General features: G+C 58.4%; 14 protein-coding genes and 1 pseudogene. All 15 read right to left on the bottom strand.

Annotated features, from left to right (window positions below):
- Positions 1–39: 39 nt before the first annotated feature.
- Complete coding sequence (locus tag V6R85_RS02555) at positions 40–1,044, bottom strand: hypothetical protein (RefSeq protein ID WP_060942346.1); 1,005 nt, start codon at positions 1,042–1,044, stop codon at positions 40–42.
- A gap of 45 nt (positions 1,045–1,089) precedes the next feature.
- Positions 1,090–2,643 (bottom strand): hypothetical protein, encoded by a 1,554-nt coding sequence (locus V6R85_RS02550; protein WP_336377014.1) that lies wholly within the window; start codon positions 2,641–2,643, stop codon positions 1,090–1,092.
- A 57-nt stretch (positions 2,644–2,700) separates the two neighbouring features.
- Entirely contained in the window at positions 2,701–2,895 is a 195-nt protein-coding gene (locus tag V6R85_RS02545; protein WP_035207783.1) for a hypothetical protein, read from the bottom strand.
- Between the two features lie 108 nt (positions 2,896–3,003).
- Positions 3,004–3,165 carry a hypothetical protein gene (locus V6R85_RS02540; protein ID WP_155682152.1) on the bottom strand — a complete coding sequence of 54 codons (162 nt, stop codon included), beginning with the start codon at positions 3,163–3,165 and terminating at the stop codon, positions 3,004–3,006.
- A 27-nt stretch (positions 3,166–3,192) separates the two neighbouring features.
- Entirely contained in the window at positions 3,193–3,783 is a 591-nt protein-coding gene (locus V6R85_RS02535; RefSeq protein ID WP_336377013.1) for a hypothetical protein, read from the bottom strand.
- Between the two features lie 1,347 nt (positions 3,784–5,130).
- Entirely contained in the window at positions 5,131–6,861 is a 1,731-nt protein-coding gene (gene terL / locus V6R85_RS02530; protein ID WP_051634358.1) for a phage terminase large subunit, read from the bottom strand.
- 100 nt (positions 6,862–6,961) lie between these two features.
- A complete protein-coding gene (locus tag V6R85_RS02525; protein WP_035207778.1) occupies positions 6,962–7,201 on the bottom strand; it encodes a hypothetical protein in 240 nt (79 codons plus the stop codon).
- 213 nt (positions 7,202–7,414) lie between these two features.
- A complete protein-coding gene (locus V6R85_RS02520; RefSeq protein WP_155682151.1) occupies positions 7,415–8,425 on the bottom strand; it encodes a hypothetical protein in 1,011 nt (336 codons plus the stop codon).
- Positions 8,426–8,505: 80 nt separating this feature from the next.
- Positions 8,506–9,153 (bottom strand): hypothetical protein, encoded by a 648-nt coding sequence (locus V6R85_RS02515; RefSeq protein ID WP_336377012.1) that lies wholly within the window; start codon positions 9,151–9,153, stop codon positions 8,506–8,508.
- Positions 9,154–9,411: 258 nt separating this feature from the next.
- Positions 9,412–9,693 (bottom strand): annotated as a pseudogene (locus tag V6R85_RS26045) (phage tail fiber domain-containing protein); the annotation flags it as partial.
- Between the two features lie 46 nt (positions 9,694–9,739).
- On the bottom strand, positions 9,740–13,504 hold the full coding sequence (locus tag V6R85_RS02510) for a hypothetical protein (RefSeq protein ID WP_336377011.1): 3,765 nt from the start codon (positions 13,502–13,504) through the stop codon (positions 9,740–9,742).
- Positions 13,505–13,573: 69 nt separating this feature from the next.
- Positions 13,574–16,051, bottom strand: a complete 2,478-nt coding sequence (locus V6R85_RS02505) for a hypothetical protein (protein ID WP_336377010.1) — start codon at positions 16,049–16,051, stop codon at positions 13,574–13,576.
- Entirely contained in the window at positions 16,051–16,575 is a 525-nt protein-coding gene (locus V6R85_RS02500; protein WP_035207772.1) for a virion core protein, T7 gp14 family, read from the bottom strand. Before V6R85_RS02500 ends, V6R85_RS02505 begins: the two co-directional genes overlap by 1 nt.
- Positions 16,568–17,041 (bottom strand): hypothetical protein, encoded by a 474-nt coding sequence (locus tag V6R85_RS02495; RefSeq protein WP_051634352.1) that lies wholly within the window; start codon positions 17,039–17,041, stop codon positions 16,568–16,570. The genes V6R85_RS02500 and V6R85_RS02495 overlap by 8 nt, the downstream gene beginning before the upstream one ends.
- A gap of 15 nt (positions 17,042–17,056) precedes the next feature.
- On the bottom strand, positions 17,057–19,450 hold the full coding sequence (locus V6R85_RS02490) for a phage nozzle protein (RefSeq protein WP_336377009.1): 2,394 nt from the start codon (positions 19,448–19,450) through the stop codon (positions 17,057–17,059).

The following is a 19,450-nucleotide window of genomic DNA, read 5'->3' as shown; positions in this document are numbered from 1 at the left end:
CCGAGCGAATTGAGCGGCGATTACAAGGTTCATAAATCCTCAACCCGCCGCCCGTTTCTTCCCATAACCGGAACTGTTATAGGCAGTGAAGCCGTAAAATTGCTGAACCTGAGATTGAAGCTCATGTTTGTCCACGCCGAGCCCTTCGAGGATGTCAACGACGAGGTCAGGATATTGAAGAACAAGGCTTTTCAGGTCGTCCCCATCCTGCTGTGAAAAGCTGTGGAAATCCGAATATCGGGTGCCATAGAAGGGGAGATAGTCGTCGTCGTCATCCCAAGGCGCGGCAGTCGGATCGCGTTCGATGACGAGCGAGGTGAAGTCCAGCTTGGTCAATTTGTCTCGCAGTTCGATCAAGAACCGAACGTCCTGCGTTTCGTCCGATGAGTGCTGCCTAAAGTAGCCCACCGAGACGTTTGTGCATTCGGGAATTATATGGGCGTACTCGTTCGTGTCCGTGTAAGCTCCCCCGCTATCCGGGCGGTACTTCCCGCCGAGTGCGGCTGAGAGAGATCGAGCGAACGCCTCCGAGCATGTCCGTCTGCCCATCTGGTGGGTGATTACGTCCTCCCGATAGGCGCGGTCAAAGGCCATCGCAAAACTGAACTGCGAGAGCCACATCGGATTACCCTTAGCGAGATTTGTGGAGCCGATGCAGCCGCTCTCCTCGCCGTAGTGGATGATGTAGGTCCCCGGCACTCCAGCTTTCACCATTTCAGTGATGAGCCAAATTCCCGCCGTGTCATCCGCCCCGAGGCAATTTGAGCCGGAACGTTTCGCCCTCTTTGAGAGCGACAGAATGCCGGTCTCCTCGTCGTAGGAGAGCGTTTGCAGTCCCTCCACGTTATGCACCGTATCCATGTGGCAGGAGAACAAGAAAGGCGCGTTCTCCCCCACGGTCAGGACGAGATTGTCGAACTCATCCCGCTTGAACCCGAGAGGTGCGAGGTATTGGTTGATGAAAATCTGTTCCGTGGTCGAGCCCATCGGGCGCATGTAGCGGAACATCTGGAGGATTGTGCTTTCGTCAGCCGAGCGGGCCATGCCGAGGCTCCTTATGTGGGAATAGAGAGGACCGACCGGGCCGCATTAAGCGGCCAAGGCGAGTTCGATCTGGTTTTCGTCTTTGATAGCCCCGACGAGCGTCACGCCTTCGCTGTCGCACCAAGCGTCGAGTTCAGCCGTGTTGGAAACCATGTCCAAATCGACATAGCGACCATCGGAGAGTTCCTGCTTCGTGTTGTGATCGAGCGAGTATTGATCCGAGAAGGCGCAGAAGTAGCCACGCTCCTCCGCGATATGAAGCGCCACAGTGCGCCCATCCGTCAGCACAGTGTGGTCGTAGCTGGAGGAGGAATAATACTCCTCGGTCTCCTCGCAGAAGAAGACGGTTTCGCGATTGACCATCCGGTCAACGCCACGCCGCGAATAAGTGCCCGCGCCTTCAACAGAGACGCCATCCTCGTCCGGGTAGTAGTCATCCATTTCATCGCAATAGAAGTAGTTGGAGGAGCGGCAATGCTCGCAGACCCGGCGATCAACAGACCCGATATAGGTCATGTTTTCTTCGTGTTCGGGCTCCTCGCAATCGTCGCAACGGCAGACGTCATCCGACAGGCCATTGGTGTTTCGTGCACCAATCTCACCGTCATCGTCCAGAATGAGCCACGTTCCGTTGTCCCTGACGCTCTCGTGAGTGTCGATGTAAGGAAGGACGAAACCACCTCCATACGGGATGCGCTGGAGGCGAGCGCCGCTAAACTCCGCTTCCTCTCCTTCCGAGTACCCGGCGGCGATCAGCGAGGCTTCCAAGCGGTGATAATCGCCATAGAACTTGCCGAAGTAGATTTTCTTGTCGGGCCAGACGAGGCAACGCCCATCAACGCTGTCGATGTCACCGATGTAGGCGATACCGAGGTCTGGACCGGCGTAGACACGAGCGGGATGCTCATCGCCGCTGTGGTCGCCGTGACGGAAGTGCATACAAGAGCCATTATACTTGCCGCGATAGACGCGCTCGATCTCGTCGGCGTCCTGCGTGACATTCAATGCACGAGGCGAGTAAGCGTTCGTCCACTCCAACGCGAGAGCCTGAATGGTCTCCTCACTGAGGATGTCGCCGAAGAACTTCTTGAGGTACTTCCCCGGCTTAATCGGCGTCTGGATGTCGCGAGCCCGCTTGTCCGCATCTTGGAAGTAAGCGACGAGCCCCGCAACCTTCTTTGAGGGGACCGGGAAGCTCTCAATCCAGCGGTCCAAATTATCGCTGAAAATCGAGTTTCCATTCCACGGGCTATGCATGAACGGCAGAACGTACTTCTCGAAGTAGGACCACGGAGAGTAGCCCTGCTCCGCCGGGAGCGACACGATATGCTTCGAGCGATAACCCGCGCGTTGCAGACGATCTACCGCCGCTTCTACATTTGGGTTGTTGTACGTGGGGAGAACGTCATAGGTGAAGGACGAGCGAACCTGTCCGACGACCAGAAAATCCGCCGCCTTGAAAGGGTCCACAAAGCCGTCCTGAACGGGCGACCGAGAGGCGTTGTCATAGCCTTCAATTTTGACGGCCACGGACGTTGCCGGGACTGCCTTTGCGACGGCGGCTGCACTGCTTTCCTTCGTGGCGACGATATCAGTCATCGAATTGGTTCCTATAGTGGGATGATTTGGGCGCACTAATGGCGCGGAATGGGTGGATCAGGCTTCACAGCCACACGCTTTCAGGAAGCGGGCGGTATCAAATCGGGGATTGTCGGCAGCGAGTTCGCCAGCCAAGTCTTCCGCTAAATCGTCCAGCATGTTGCCAGCGATGACCCGGACAATTCCTTCCCGGTCTTTGGCGCGGCTCCGCCGGATCGCAGCGGCAATCGTCTCGTAATCCTTGCGCGTCATGCGCTTACTCCTTCGGCATGGTTCGGGAGAGCCAGACCGCGCCCAACAGTGTCAGGCTGAACTGGCCGATGATGAGGAGGACAAAGAGCCCTTGTGCGGCCTCGGTCATTAGTGGACCGTCCGTCGCGTAATCATGCGGACGTTGTAGTCGCCATGCTCCCGCCGAGCTTCACGGAGCATCTTGATTGCCTCCACCTTTGCGAAGGACGAGACTTCATCCTCCCAATTGCCGCGAGCATCGTTGATCTTCTGAACTACAAATTCTTTCATCGCTAAATACTCCCTATAGTGGGTTGATTATGGCAGAACGTAATACAGACGAGCGCTATCTAGGCTCTCCGTCATCATCCGCCGCGTTGCATTGATTGGATCAAGGAGCCCGACCATCGACCGGAGCCCCGCATGGGCGAGAATGTGGACAAACCAGCCCCGCCAGAGTGGACCGTGGGCCTCATAATCGACACGCCCGAAGGCGAGATTACCCGAAAGGCGGTGTGCCCATTGGTCGGCCCAATGCGCCACCTCATGAGCGATTATAACGTCCGTCCAGCCCCACTCCGCGAAGTAGACGCCGTGGGCGCTGCCATCGCATCGTTTCAGCCGTTCCTTTGTGAACGCGGCCTTGAAGGAGGCGCGAACCTCGTCCGCCACCTCGTCAGATTTTATCAACCCGGTTTCACGCATCCGGCGAATTGCGATCTTGGCGCAGAGACGTGCATAACCCCGCGCCTCGTCATATCCGAGCTTCTTCTGGATCGGTCGAAGGTCTTTCCATTCCCATTTGTAGCACCGCTGGCGGTTGCTATCACGGACGGAACGGAGCATCGATCCAAGGCTTACAATGCCCGGCTGATATCGCTCTTTCCAGAATTTGGCATGGATTGTCATGTGAGAACCCCACTTGCTTGACACTCATCAAAGGCCCCCGTTCGTGGCCCCTCATGGGTGCCAAGCGGTCCCTTGCTCGGGACCACTCAGCAGAATGATTGCTTTCCGTTATTCGTCATCGCTGGTACTCAGTCTCCCTTTCCCGCTCCCGGACACGGTTTGCTTGTCCGGTCCACCATCACTCCTCCCTATAATGGGAAGATTACCCCAAGGCACCGTCTTAAGACCCGTTTCGTGGTGCGCTATTGGTGCGCCTTCCGTGAACCTTCCGACCGCCGCTAGGCTGGCCTTCCGTGTCCCTTTAGGAACCGCTTTCCTCTCCGCTTCCCCCGCCCGTTGGTCGCAACTTTCGCGCCCCGCTCTGGTGGAAATCCATATTCGATTGTCAAAGAACCCACGTAAGCCTTGCGGCCTGTTGTGGCAGTCTGGCGGGCCTAGCCCCGCTCTGGCATTTCCTGAACTCCGCCCCGGTCCCGTTTGTGACCCCGAGAACCCCGCTGGCCGGTGGCCCGTTGCGTCGTTCGATGGCCAATGTTTAGTCCCATTACCGGGACGATTGCAAGCGGAAAAATGATATCTTTTTGCGAATTTAGGCTAAGTCATTGAATAGAAACGAAAGAAATTGTTCCCATTGTGGGTTGATTGGTGCCGATTGTGCCCGATTTTAGTGCCCTGTAGTGGCCTGATTATCCGAATTTAGTTTCGAAACAGGGATGATTTGTCTGCCGTGGGGCATGGTGCCGATTGGTGCGCGATGGTGGCCCGGACGGTGGCCGATTGGTGCGCTGACGGGATCGTTCAACAGATAGGGACAAAGACACGTAATAACATAACGCCTGTTGCCCCATTGGTGGCCCGTGCGTGGTGCGTTTGGTGGCCGATTGTGGCCCGATTGGTGGCGCTAGAGATACGCTATCCTTTGCGTCACTAATGAAATCAATATGTTAGATTGGAAGTGTGTCCATAGGTGTGCCAGACGGTATGGAAAGCGCGGGTGATGCGCGTGGGTGCGCGAGGCCACGGGGGGTGCTGCGCGGCGTCACCTGTCGAGGTCGATGCCTCGGATTTTTGGGGCAAATTTAGACTGACCCCTCGCGAGGCCGAAGGACGAGAGAGGGGTGGGATTAGGTGTAATGGAGTTGGGGGACGAGGTAGAGGGTGTCCACTGTAATCTCGTGGATCAGACACCACGTATCAAGGCAGGTATCTACACCGATCAGACACCACGTAAGTGGGTCCCCATATACACTTATATATACACATAGGGGACCCCCTTCCTTAACTAGGGTGTAATTAGAGATACCCCGTCAGGGGAGGACTTCATCGTCTCCTCCCCATCAGGAACCGCTAGATGGGCCTACGGATGAGGCTTGGGCGGGAGGGTGAGCCACCCATCACATGATCCATGAACTCACGTAGAGCAGCCTCCAGAGCGGCCTCACGGGCTTGCTCAGCGGCTTTCTGAGTATCGCGGGCCATAGCGTCCACCCAATAGTGGACGGCAAGTGCCAGGGCGTCTACCCGGTCGTCTTTGACGAGAGAGCCGCGTTCGCGGGTGATGCGGGTCAACTGGTAGAACAGCCGGTAGCGATTCTGATGCTCCGGGAGATATTCCTTCGTGGAGTTGAAGTCCCGTTCGATCAGTCCTTTATCAACCACCAAGCGGTGCTGCGCCAAAACAGGCTCCAGAGTGTCCACGATACGGGCCTCTTTCTGTGCCTTCGAGCGTTCACTGTCGGTGATACGGCAGGGATGAATGCGGGCCATCACGGGTGCCAGCAGCTTGTTGAACATGCCGTCACCAAAGTTCGGTTCGACAATGACTTCGTTGACATTGAACGTCTTGGCCTTGTTCGCCAGAAGCTCCAGAACAGCGTCATCGTAGCCGCGAGTGTCGCCACCAGCGTCCAAGAGGAACAATCTACCATTCAGGATCGCAACAATGGCCCATGTGGTTTCGTCTCCTCCACGTCCAGAGGGGTCAACGGCCATGACAACCCCCGTGTACGGAGCCCATGCGTCCTTTGCCACCATAAATGGCCTGTAGCAGCGGTCCCCGTCGAAGCCTACCATCGGCACGTCATCAAGCGCGAGGCCGCTGTCTGAGCCCCATGCGAGGTCCAGCGGGGCCTTTTGAGGGTCAAGGTCCATGACAATCATGTCCTTGAGCTTGAGCGGGTAGCGATCGGCGTCAGCGAGTGACGTATCGAGCATGAACTGGAGAGCGAAACCGGCCTGTCCGTACTCTGCCATCTTGTCTATCAGCGTATCGGTATTGAAACGACTGCACACGGGGCCACCGACGAGCCTCGGATCGCGTTCGAGGTCCTTGATGATGTATGACGCAAGGCGGGAGCCGTATCGCGCTCTTTGAGCCGCTGTGGGATATTTGGCCGGGATAACCCTGATCTCGTATCCACGCTCGGGGAGCGAATTGTAGATCGACTGCTCCGTCTGCGGGGTGCCGAGGTAGATGATCTTCGAGGTATCCAGAGGCTTGAGGATAGCCGCAAACTCCTTCGTAAGTTCCTTGAGCTTGTCGCGCATGGTCTGAGTTGCGGAGTTGTTTGTGACCTCGATGTCATCCGCAATAATCACATCGGCACGAGAGCCGGTAAGCTGGCCGGTGATACCAACAGACTTGACGGAGGGCGACTGGTCCGCACGGGCGGGACCTACGTCGAAAGCGATCTTGGACGAACGCTGGCCATCACGAGGCATAAGGTGCTTGAGGAACGGAACCTCGTGGATCAGACGCAGTGTGAAGGTCGAGAAGTCGTCAGCGCGGAGCTTCGACGCCGACACCACCATGATCTTGAGTTGCGGGTCGCGGTACAGGAGCCAGCACACATAGGCCGCTGTGACCCACGACTTTCCGATGCCACGGAAGGCTTCGATTACGAGACGAATAGGCCCCGTTTGAAGCCACTCGGCCATCACATACTGCGACCGCGTGGGCTCCGGGAGGTTTAGGTGTTTCCAGATGAGGAAAAGGAAGACCTTGAAGTCCTCCTTAAGCGGATCGCCGGCAGTACCCCCGGCAAGGGTCGTATTGTTGAGTAGGGATTGCTTGGTAATGGACTCTCTTTCGGACAGAGGAGCCCGTCAGGACGCAAAAAACAGTCCCCGATAGGCGAACCTACCGAGGACGTGATGGCCCTGTGCGGGCTGTGAGGGGTTAATTGGGGTGAATATTCCCGATGCTGGCTTGTGCAGCCTTCACGAGGTCCGCAAAGGCGCTGGCCGCGCCATCTTTGTCGTTCGCGAGACCGTCGATGCCATTGTCCTTGAGGAACTTGACGATAACGGCCCAATCCTTGGCTTCACATGCGCCCGACTGTAGGCGCTTGAGCATGTCGGCTGCGATAAGCCCGTGAAGCTGCTCCAGAAGGTCCTGTGTGGCCTTCTTGTCGGTCATTCTAGTCCTTTCTGTTTCGAGCTCGAACCTCGGAAATCTTCGCCCAAATCTGGACGACGAGCCAAACGGCACCGAGGATGGGAGCGAAGGTCGCTGCTACCTGTGAAGCCGTATGGAGCCACGGTAGCCAGACAGGGCTTGCCACTGCGGAGGCCGCAACGGCAGTCGTGGCATTGTCCAAGAGTGAGTTTCCTTGCTGTGTTGCTGGTCCGATCATCCGGTCCTCCCGAGGATCGAGCCATTGTTGGTGAGAGTTATGTTTGCGGAGCCGAGCAAGCCGTAGCCCGCTGCGCCCCCTGCGGAGCCCGCTTGGCCCGTTGACGAAGAACCGTTAGCGCCTGTCGCCCCGGTGCCGCCTGTGGCCCCATAGAGCCCGCCAGCGCCGCCTGTTCCGCCTGTACCGGCATTGGCACCACCTGCGGAGCCAGCGGAGCCTCCAGACCGCGCTTGGCCGTAGCCTTCTCCAGCGCCTCCGTTGCCGCCAGCTCCTCCTGATGTGGGGGTCGATGCGGTCGAGGTTCGGTAGCTCTGGTAGAAATAGAAGTATCCGGGTCCGTCATCGCCATATTCATCGAACTGTGGTCCGCGATAGTAGGTATATCCACCGAATGACGCGACGGTGGTGCCGTGGGGAACGTATCCTACGGCCTGACCATCCCACATAACCGTGGTGTCCCCGCCCATGCCTCCGACCGTTAGAGCCATCCAGTAGCGGCCATCGGCGTATCCCTGTGACCAGCCGGAGGAAGGTTCACGCACGGTGGTCGTAGTCGAACCGCCGCCGCCTGTTCCGCCCTTACCGCCGCCACCTCCTCCGCCCCGAAGCACGGCCCCCGACTGGAGGTTCAGGATGAGCTTCTGGTTTGCGTTGCCGACGCGGTTGGCCTGAAAGGCGTCCCCTCCCACGCCGCTATTGGCTGCGCCGCCTTTGCCGGAAATGACGCCCGCAACGTCGAAGATCAGGTTTCCGCCCCATGCGGTCGGGCCGATGGTAACGGCTGCTGCGAGCGTGGATGAGTTGCCTCGTTCGACTCCTGCCGGGAGGATGATCCGCTTCTGCGTATCGCTCGCCCACTCTGCTGCCGTGAATAGACTTTCGAGGGTGATGATCGAGCCGCCAGCCGCCATCGTCTTGACGATCTCGGAGGACTTACCGTGGAAGTCGGAGAAGGAGATTGAGCCGGAAGGCTTACCCGCAAGGGCTCGCTCTGCCGCTCCGTTCATCGAGAAGCCCGCCGAAGCGGACCTCCCGAGTTCGATGTTGATTTGATTGGCCCCAAGGGAGCCACTAGACGGTAGCGCCATTAGGTGTACGCCTGAATATTGCCCTGTGCCGTGATCCAGCCAGAGAGGTCAAGGTTCACGCCAGTGATGGTTCCAGTGAAGGACGGATTAGCCTTCGGCGCGTAGGCCGCGAGCATCTGATCGATTTCCGCCTTGGTGTAGTAGTCGGCGTTATGATTGTGGGCCGTTGGCGGGAAGGATGAGGGCTTGTTCGTCAGGAGGTTCCAGTCGGTCGGACCTGCGGGACCGGTGGGACCGGGATCGCCTTGCTCACCCTTTGGTCCTACTTCTCCCTGATCCCCCTTAGGACCCTGAATACCCTGAACGCCCTGCGGACCTTCGGGTCCCTGAGGACCTTGCTCACCCTGCGGACCCTCTGGACCTACATCGCCGGTATCGCCCTTGTCGCCTTTGTCACCCTTATCACCCTTGCCGAACGGGATCGGATCGGACCAACCAGAGGCACCCATACGGATGAATAACTGGCCCACGTCCGTGGCAAGGAAGGCGAAACTCGCGGGCTCGCTGTCGTAGAGAGAACGGTCTGCGAAAAGACCCACGGCATTAACCGTGAAGGATCGCCCATCTTTGCCGGGATCGCCCTTGTCGCCCTTGAGGCCCTGTTCGCCACGGTCTCCCTTCGGTCCAACTGGACCCTGCGGACCCACGTTACCAATCGGCCCTTGAACGCCCTGCGGACCCTGCGCGCCTGTGAGACCTCGTAAGCCCTGAATGCCCTGCGGACCTACTGGACCCTGAGAGCCAGTGTCACCCTTCTCCCCCTTGACGCCCTGCGGACCCTGCGGGCCTACTGGACCAACCGGACCTTGGATACCTTGCGGCCCTGCCGGACCCTGCGGACCTTGAACACCCTGCGGGCCGGTAGGACCCGCGAGGCCGGGAAGACCGGGACGCTCCTGAGCGTAGTATATGGCTTGGATCAGGACATCGTTGTAAGTCTCTGCCGGGAGAGGCTTGTTCCCCTGAATGGTATGGATTGGAACTTCGGGAGTTTCGCGCCGAACAGTGACTGTCGTGCCAGCGGCAGGAGCCACACTCGTCTGTACGCGGGAGTTGTTGATCCAAGTGAATGTGACTGGATCGCCACCTACGTAGACCACCACATGCTCCTTTCGGAGATAAGGGAAGGTCACGTCAAACTGTCTTGTCGAGCCGTTACCGGGGTACTCGACGGATGGAATGGTCATTCTTTCCTTTCAAATAGCGGCCCCACCTTAAGGTGAGGCCAGTTGGTTATCGTTCGGGACGATCCTCGATCAGCGCACCGAGCGCCGCCGTGAAGGGAACCCAATTGCCGAGCGGCGCAAACGCCCGAATGCCCGCCTTGATCTGCTGCTGTGTCATGTCCTCGCCCTCCCAAACCGAACGCATGGCTCCACGAGAGAACTGCATCGCGCTGTCGATTTGGTCAGCTACCGGAGATCCGAGCCAAGCGTCGGTGGCCGAGCCAGAGGCGCGGGCTTGACCGAACTGTGGACCGAGAGGAGTAGACATTAGGATCGTATCGAGGAACATCGGAACCACCGAAGCGGTCGCCGTACGGGCAAAGCCGTTCTTGAGCAGGTTTGCGGGCTGCATCGTCTCCTCCCAATACTTTTCCCATCCATCCTCCGTGATCGCCGTCCCCGACTGGCGCACCGCGAAGGTGGCCGTGCCAGCAGCAAGTTCCCCGAGGAGGAGGACCATCATCTTAGGATCGGTGAAGGCGCCGTGGTTTAGGGTCCAGAGAGTGGACTTTGCCCAAGCTCCAAACACGAACGAACGGAATTGGATGAACATCGAGGCGACCGGGTTGCTCATCCATTTGGACAAAGCCCCGAAGTCGTTCTGCTGCACGAGCCGGTCGGTGTACCGATTGAGGAACACGCGGTACTTTGAGACATTTGACGGGTCCCACTTCATCGTGTTGACACCGACGATCTTGTTCCCGTCGAACTCCGAGTGGTCGATGAGGTCCTTGAACAGCTTCTTCGCATCATCCTCCCCGAGCCCGATAGAGGCCATTCGGTCCCTGTCTCGTGGCTTGAGCTTGGAATAGTCAAAGGAGCCGTCAGCGTTCCGCGTCTTTCGAGCCATATCCGCGATCTGCTGCGTGATGGCCTTCATCGCCCAACGCTGTTGGTAGTCGTGGATTTGCCGCATGAAGGAGACGTTGGCTGTGAGCCGCTGCCCCGCATCGAGGACGTTATCAACAACCTGAGTGAGCCGCCCGCCCGTCTGCGCACCGAGACGATCATCGTCCAGACGCAGGTCGTAGCGGTTCCAGAGGTTGTCCATTCCGATGCCGGTCATGTCGGACAGTTCGTTGAGGAGCTTGTCCTTCCCGAGCTTGCCGGTGGAGACCGCACGGTTCATTTCCCGAATGGCGGGGATTTGCGACATGGCCGCACGGAACCCCGTCAGGGAGACGATCTTCCACGTTTCCTGAACCTGATTGAGGCCCATGTTCGACATTAGCCGGATGAACTGCATCGACTTGACCCGACGAGCCCACTGCGCGTGAGCCTTCTCCGAGCCGTAGACAGGGATGCCGTTGATCTTAGCCCATCCGAAGTCGATGTTCTCCAGCGCGTTCTTGAGTTCGCCCTCCTTGTCCGCAAGGTTCCCCGGCATAAGCCGGTAGCTTTCCTTGAGGGACTGCTTGAGCTTGTCGAGGTCGCTAGTGGAGCGGATGCCATCTACGATCAGTTCTCCCGTCTCCGGGTTGAAAATCTTCGTCTTGGCGAAGGCAATTCTGCCCGACATTGAGCGAGAGTATCGCCGGAACAGAAGCTCGGCGTCCTGCTCGAACAGGTCACGCGGGCGAAGCTCGATCAGCTTCCCGTCACGGGTTTGGATCGTAGCCTTATAGCTATGGTTCATGAGCGTACGGCGCTTTAGGTAGCCAACGCCTTTCGAGGAATCGCCCTCCGTCTTCTTCGCCGTGTCCATGAGGCCAGAGAGGATGTCGAAAACCTCATCAAGTTCTTTGTTCGTGAGGTTCGCCTGATCTTCTAGCGCCTCTTGAAACGCCTTCTTGAACCCGTCCCTGTCCTCCAGATGGAGAGACTTGGACATGGCGTCCTCGATCCCGTAGCCAGCCTTTCGGATGTTGGCCCAATATCCCTTCGCCATGCGGGCGGCCAGGTCATCGGAAATCCGAGCGCCACCGTGGTCTTTGATGGCGTCCTTGAAGAACTTCTCCATGACCTCGTGGTGAACCATCTGGTCCACATGCGCGATCACGTTATGGTCCGCGACGAGCGGGACGTAATTGGCGTCAGGTCCGCCCTTCCAGAGACCCGCTTCCTCCATATCCCGAGCGAAGTCGGCCATAGATTTGCGGAACGCTCCAGCGGCTTTGACCACATGGGGGTTTGAATCCGGTGACGGAGCCGGGTCCCAAATATAGTCCGCAACCATGCGGTTGAAGTCTCGTTCGAGCTTGGCCTGTCCTGTTAGGTTCAGCCGGGAAAGCCCCGCCTCTTTGATGAAGGCGTTCTTGGCCGGGAGATACGAGGCGTTGAAGTTGCCCTCGGCCTTCCGGTGAGCCGCTGTGAAGCGGGAGTTTACGCTGTCCGGCACAACGCTGTGATCGGTGAAACCAGCAGTCTCCTCGAAGAAGTGAGCGCCGATCAGGCGGGTGAACGGATTCTTTGCCGTGGTCATCTGACCCGTCACGTCGCCCTTTCGGAACCACCCGCCGAAGCCTTTCGGCACACTCTCGTCGGACATTTCGATGGACAGACCGCGATCAAGTCCAATCAGGCTGTCCCTCATTTCGGGGTTACGCGCTGCGCCTCCCGAGCCGGATAACTGGATCGAGCCGCCTTCCGGGGCCACGTCCGGGGGCTTGATGCCGCGCCGAACACTGGCCGCTGTATCGTAGGCCGCGTGTGCCTCGAACGATGAACCACGGTTCGCCGCGAGGGCTCCACCGAAGGCACCGAACACGGCACCGAACGTTCCGGCCGTAACCGGATCGGCATAGGGGTTGTCTGTCACCTCGCCGGAAGCGAAGTCCAGAGCGGCGTTGACCGCTGCACCAGAGACGGCACCATAAAGCGCACGACCTACGCGACCAACGCCCAAGGCTGCGCCGCCCATACCACCCGTACCGACACCTACCGCCACGGAGACGGGATCAATGGCTCCCGCCACCAAGCCCTGCGAGATATTCGCTGCGGTGCCGGAGACGCCCATACGGGCTTGACGAACCAAGTCCTCCCGAACCCACTGCTCACGGCTTCGAAGATTGAACTCCGAACCCGAGGAAAGGAGGAAGTCGTGGTATTGCGAAGGGTATTGCTTGGTGAGGTGCGTGCCGCGCTCATCTCCAATAGTGAAGTACGGGTCTGTCCCGCTCTCCCCCATCCACCTTGTGAGGTGCGACGTGATGCCGAAGCTCTCATAGTTCGCGCCGACGCCTTCAAGGAAGGAATACGGCTCGGGCTCCGGGTTGGCGTTCTGCTCCACATAAGTCTTCGGCTGCGGGGCCATGACGACATCATTCGCGGTGGTCTGGATTTCGGGACCACGAGTATCGGCTGACGTGTAATAGGTCGTCTCGGTGGGAGTGAACTCGCCGTTCAGCAGGGCGACTGCCTTCTGCTTATGGGAGCCCATCTGGTATTGGACTTTGTCCCGGACTGTTCCCGGAGCGCCGCCAGCCCCGGCGTCACTACGGCCATAATACTGCTCCCCGATACCCCCGGCGTTGATGGCCGAGTACATTTCGAGGAGACCCATTCCGGGCTTGAAACCTGCATCCACAAGGTAATCTGCCGAGACACGAACGGCGTCTTCAATCGGCATACCCTTGTAATAGTTGTATTTCTCTCGTTGCGGCTGACCCATCTGGATCAGGCCGATATGTTGCCCCCACTTTGTTGTCGGCCCCTGCTTCCAAGGGTCGAACGTGCCACCCGTCTCGTAGGACATGACGGTAGCGAGGTCTGCGGGGTTTGCGCCGATCCGTTCGGCTTCCCGGACGATGGCAGATGCCAAACGGTTGTCCATGCAATTCTCCAAATAAAAAGGCCCCGTCACGAGGACGAGGCCGAAGTTGCTTCCTTAACTAGGGGGTTATTACTGGACCAAAGTTCGGTCCCCGACTTTCACCGAGGGGATCAGTGAACGAAGGAAATCCGAGACCGCACGATCCATCTTCTGCCCCCTAGCGCGAGCATCGCCCATAGCTTTCTCGGCTTCCGCCTTCTGCTTCTCGGCTCTCTCTGTGACGGTGAGATCATTGATGACGCGCTCGTTCAGGTTCTCGCGGAGGTTTTCTGCGATCCACTTGTTCATCCGCGTGGGTCGCTTCTGCGCCCGTTGCTCCCATTTGAGGACATTCTGTCGTTCAGCCTCGATAGAAGCCTGATAGTCGGCCATAGCCTTCTGACGTTCTTCCGCCTTGGCCTCACGGAGTTTGGTGGCGATCTCATCCTGTTCACGAACCTTCTTGTCGCGAACGACCGCGAGGTCCTTCGGGAGGATGAAGAAGCCTGTACCGCCCCAACGCTTGGAGACCACTTCCCATTTCGACTGGCCAGACACCGGGCGGACGTAAAGGTCCTGTTCGTTGTTCTCATCAGTGCGACCCCGCTGGAGCATCATTGGCCTCATGTCGGCCAGAACTTGCTCCATGAGCGGAGGGAAGTCATCAGGAAGGTCGCGGTGATCGGGGACCAGAACGCCGTTGATAACTACGGTGCTATCGTTGAGCCGCTTGGGCAGCTCCTCCTTGATCGCATCGAGGGTCATGTTTTCATTCTCGGCCATCCACCGCACTTCGCTGGTAATATACTCCCGGTCGGATGAGCGGCTGTCGAGTTCCAGATCATCGATCAGGTCATCAACCAAGTCGGCCTCATCCTTGGCCGAAAGTCCCCGATCAGTGACACGTTCCCACGGCTTCTTCGAGTTCCACCCTGCGGCAGACCGAAGCGCTTCTTCCGGGGGCATACGGTTCCTCGTGACTAGTCGGTCGTAGTGATCGAGCATCGCCAAGCTGTCTTTGTCGGTCAGGAAGGTGCGGAGGTAGGATGAGTTCCCTGCCTTGAGGCGGCGGTACAGTTCGGCATTCTGGACGAGGTATTTGGCGGTATCCCCACCCTGTATCGCAGTGTCAGCCGCCGCACGACCGGCGAAGCCGTTCAATAGGTTGTCCCAAGTCTCGTTCTTGATACGCTGACCGGCGTACCAATCGAGCCGCTTCGCATCCACTGTGGCGACCGCTTGCGTTTCATCCATACCTCCAGCCTTAAGCTGCTCGACCTCAGCATCCCATGCTGCCTCACGGCGCGCAATATCAGCGTCAATTTGCATCTTGACTGTGATAGTCCGGGTGCCTTCTCCGGTCGCATTTGGAACTTCCTTGTCGCGGAGCCGGGTCGTTCCGCCCATTCTGTCGAGGACGGTTGCAGCCTGTGCGTAGACCTCGTTCTCTTGTTCCTTCGAGTAACGGCGAAGCTCGGCCTTGTCCCGCTCGGTTCCCGCCTTGGTGAAGATGCGAGCCCGGTTCTCCTCACTCTGGAGGACCTGACGGGTAAGGTAGCTATCAGGAACCTGACCTTTGAGAGCGTCGGCGTCCTTCTGCGTGAACTCACCGTTGCGCACCTTCTCCTCGATCCCGAGGCGCGAGTTCAGGTCCTTGTCGAGATAGTCCTGCTCAGCTTTGTTTTCAGCTTGTTCGATCAGTCGGAGGGCTTTGGTTCCGTACTCACGGGTGGACATGAGAGACGGGACTTTCTTCCCATCAGCGCCCACTCGGTCGGATGCAAGTAGTTCACGAGCGATGTCCGCACGGCCTTTTAGGGCGTATTCCTCGGCAATCGCGAAGATCGTGTCATTCTGCTCCGTACCGGACATCCCAAGGAATACCCGATTGGCGGCAGACTTCTCGAAGACCATCTTAGCGGCATCTGCTGCGGATTTGCCGTGGATGCCAATAGCGTCATCAATCGTGGCCCGGAAGGAGCCGACGACAGTGGTTGCGATTTCGCTCTTGACGTTGGCGATCTTCTCCTCTGCGTCCTTCTCCAGCCACGTCCGACCGAAATCAGCCGAGAGCTTGTAGAGGTGGCCGCGAGAGACTTCCGAAGGGAGACCCTGCGCAATCTCTCCGCGAATGCGTTCGAACTCGGCCTTGGCGTCTCCGGTGGAGCGGTCGAACTCGGTGTTGTAAAACTCGGCCCAACGGGTGCGAAGGTCATCGTTCGCCCGTTCGGCAAGCAGTAGTTCCGCGGCGTCCCGCTGTACTCGTTGACCGTCTAGGGAGCCACTGGCGATCTCTGCCGCAAGCTGCTCCCGGTTCATCTGTTGGAGCCGCGCTACCTGCTCCTTGTTGGCCCTTGAGTTCGGGTCCTCGGCCTCGGCCTGTTGCACTGCTGCGAAGCCTTGAAGGGCCGTGTTCAGTCCCCCGAGAGCTTCCGCGAGGCGGCGGGCGTTACCGCCCACCTCCTGCTGTACTGGTCTGACGAACGTGGAACCGGGGATGCCCGCCGGTTGAATTGGGGTCTGCTTAAGAGGCGCGACCTGAGCCTTAGTTCCAAATAGTCCTGCCATTAACCAGTCCGCTTCTTGTAGTTGCTATATGCGTTCAGGCCGGTGCCGAATGCGTTGAGTAGATAGGGAGCAAAGGTTGGCTTCTCGGGGATCGGAACAGAGTTGATCTGGTTCTGACCACCGGCTTCCGCCGCCTTCATTTCCCCGGCGAGGTAATCCCGGTTCATCCGCGCATTGACATCAAGCGCCGCCTCGTTGCGGCCTTGCTGCGCATAGATATCCCGGAGAACAGCATCGACGGAGAGACCGGCCACGCCGCCTTCCGCTGCTGCCACCTCAACGGTAGACGCAGCCCTAGCGGCTTCGATGTTTGCTTCCATCTGCTGTTGGTTTCGCGCCATGTCCTCCTGTTGGGAGCGAATGGCGATGTTGCTGTACTGGTTCTCTGCGGCCTTAGAAGCGTTGATCGCGTTCTGTCGCTGAACCTCCATCTGCTGCTCGTACTGGTCCTGCGCTGCGTTGTATTGCATTGCGCTTTGGGCGATCCCGAGACCAATCGAGGCGATGGTGATGATGTCACACAATCTGCCTGATCCTTGCGAACTCTATGACCGGGACGCCTTTCGCGCCAAATCGGTCGATCTTTCTGATGAAGTTAAATCCCGCCCATTTGAGCCACCGATGGTGGACAGGGTTGCGGGCGTCACAAACGTTGAACAGGGTGTCGTAGGAGCGATCCAGTTCAGCGAGGACATCGATAGTCCCCCGGAGGAAACACGTCCGTCGCTGCTCAAGGAGTGCGGTCCCCGAGAGCGCGATTGAGCCTCCGGAGACGCCGACTGGCACCACGCCAAGAATGCCCAAGAGTTCCCCTTCCGGGTCCCTCAAGGTGAGGCATGGTTCCCCTATGACAACCCCCATAAGGAAGTTTCGGATTGCCGGTTTCCCGGTGATGTCCTCGACTTCCTTGCGGTCCTCGGGACGGAGCTTCGCGTCGAGCTCGTAAGCATCAGCGAATGTGGCCCGCGTCACGATTCCGTGTGGGGTCATTAGGTTCCTTTCTGGTTAGTAGGAAATCGGGGTCGCGTCCCCGGTCCACCTGTAAGACAGGACGGTGTACGGATAGGGTCCCCGGTTCTTGAACTTGAGTCGGAAGTCGTCTGCCTTCGACAGGATCGACAGGGCCTTCTTGATCTTACCGATGATGAGCGAGCCCACCTTGCCGGTCTTGGTCCCCGTCAGCGCCGCCGACAGTCTGTAGGTGAAGGGCTTCCGGTAGTCGCGGATCAGGTCCACATCGAGGAAAACCGTATCGCCCACGTCAAGGGTCACGTTCGCCACCGTCAGGACCGTTCCGGGTACAGCGTTGCCCCATCCGCCTTGGTTGTTCTGCGTTCGGTAGTGGAACTTGGACAGAACCCCGTAACTCTCAAACTCGAAGCCAGCGTAGACCTGCAAAGCGAACTGGCCCGGAACAACAACGGTGTTGCCGCTATAGGACAGGCTGTTGGGCTGGAAGCCATAGGTGGCCGCTTCACGGCTCACGATCTTCGCCCCGGTAGCCCCGTATGGCAGGGTGTAGGTGGTCTGGTCAGTAGTCGCGTTATAAGTGCCTGTGATTGACACTCGGCGGTCGAGGTAGATGGGGACAATCTGGCTGTCCGTCCAAGCCTCATGGCAGTTGATTGATAGGATTTCGCGGCTGGTCGTCCGGTTCGTGACTACCACCAACTCCTCTCCGAAGAACTTCATACCGATGATCGGGTCCGCTACGGTCCACTTCTGCCACGCTGCTTGTGCCTTCTCCTGTCCGATCCAGAGCCACTTATAGGTATAGATCGAACGGGGTTCGTTCTCGGAGACCAGTGCGAGGATTTTCATATCCTCATCGGCCTCCATGAGCGTAATCCCTGTGGGAATGTAACCGGCGACGTGATCCGTAATGGTGGGGGCGGCTTTCACCCCTACGTCTTGGTCGTAGGTCATTTCATGGACGAAGCATCCCGAGGGCACGTCATTCACAAAATAAAGCTTGTCCCCGGCGACCACTGGTCGGACCTTTGCCGATGTCCGATTGGACAGCACGGGCTCGATACTGACACTGGTCGGGGTGAATAGGTCGCCATTGGAGGCAAGCCTGAACGGAACCGACTGAGTGAACAGGATCGTCTCGCCCGAGAAAGGAACCGCATGGCGGATGTCGGAGACCTCGGGGTAGGAAATCGCTACATCAATCGGGTCTGTGTCCAGCGGAGTAAGGATGCTCTCGATGAAGAAGTTGAAGAAATCCTCGTGTCTGGACAGGGCACAAGCCTCGCCCGAGAAGAAGCCCACGCGGTTCTTGAAGAAGATCATACCATCAATCGAATGTCCGACGAATGAGGGCCACGGATTGGTCTCCAGATCGCCCACTTCCCGGTTCGCCCAGGTGGCGGGCTTGAAGGTGAATGTACCGTTGGCCTCCCGCACCAGAATATGAGGCATAGTTGAAGCGTCGAGCCTGTATGGGATGCTCGGCGCTACGGTCTCCTTCCAGCGGCCCTGTGCTGAACCTCCCGGATGGTCGAAGCGAACATAGTAGTCGTCGTAATTCGTGTCCTCAGAGCCCGAAATCTTGATGGAAAACCCATGCGGTGCCTTCCTCGGAAGCTCCGAGAAGTCCGACGACACATCCTTATGGGCTCGGGCTCTCGTCTCGCCGCCAGCCTTCACGTCAAGAGAGAAGTTGGCACCTGTGAGGTTCCTTAGGTAGATCACGTTGTCTAGGACCTGAATGTTCCAATACGTGGTCCCAAGAGAGCCTACTAGGTGAGCCTGAGAGGACCCCGGAAGGGTGACCTGTCCGCTCGGTGGGTTGCCCGTAGCTAGGAAACTGGCAATGACAGAAGGCCGTGCCCCTCTTTCGGCTGATCGGGCGCTGACCTCGTTGTCATAAGGGCCGCCCTCGGTGTTATACCTTGCAGCTTGCCACCCATCGATGAGGATCGTGTACTCGTTGTGGTAATCGCCTTGGACGATATGGATTAGACCGTCCCTCGGGAAAGCCGGAGTGAGTTCTGCGGAGTTTTGGACCACCTTCCTCTTGTTCAGGATGAACGTGTGGTCCGCGACGGTGAGCGCCTGTAGGTCGCCCGGTCCAGCCCCGGCAAGGTAGCCGTATCCTCCCGGTGCGTTGACTGTCTTCCGATTGCCGGCGAGGTCCGTGACCTCAACACCGTTAGGGCTGACTGTCACGACATATTGCTCGGCGTCGTCGCGGTCGATGAGGTGCGTCGTGGAGTTTTCAGGGTTTGTGGAATTGATGACCCCTTTGAGGATAGCGGGGTTCCGTGGAACAAGACCTCTCGTGACCGTTGGAAACTGGTTCACGCTGTCTTCAAGCTGCGACGTAAGCCGAACCTCGGTGGGCTGGCGGCTTACGCCGTTGATGAGGTTGGGAGAGCCACCTTCGGCTCGCAA

Origin of the sequence: Agrobacterium sp. CCNWLW32 (assembly GCF_037083425.1) — a bacterium.
GTDB lineage: Bacteria > Pseudomonadota > Alphaproteobacteria > Rhizobiales > Rhizobiaceae > Agrobacterium > Agrobacterium radiobacter.
The sequence above is the reverse complement of the archived record's forward strand: the minus strand, read 5'-3'. Positions and strand labels throughout refer to the sequence as shown.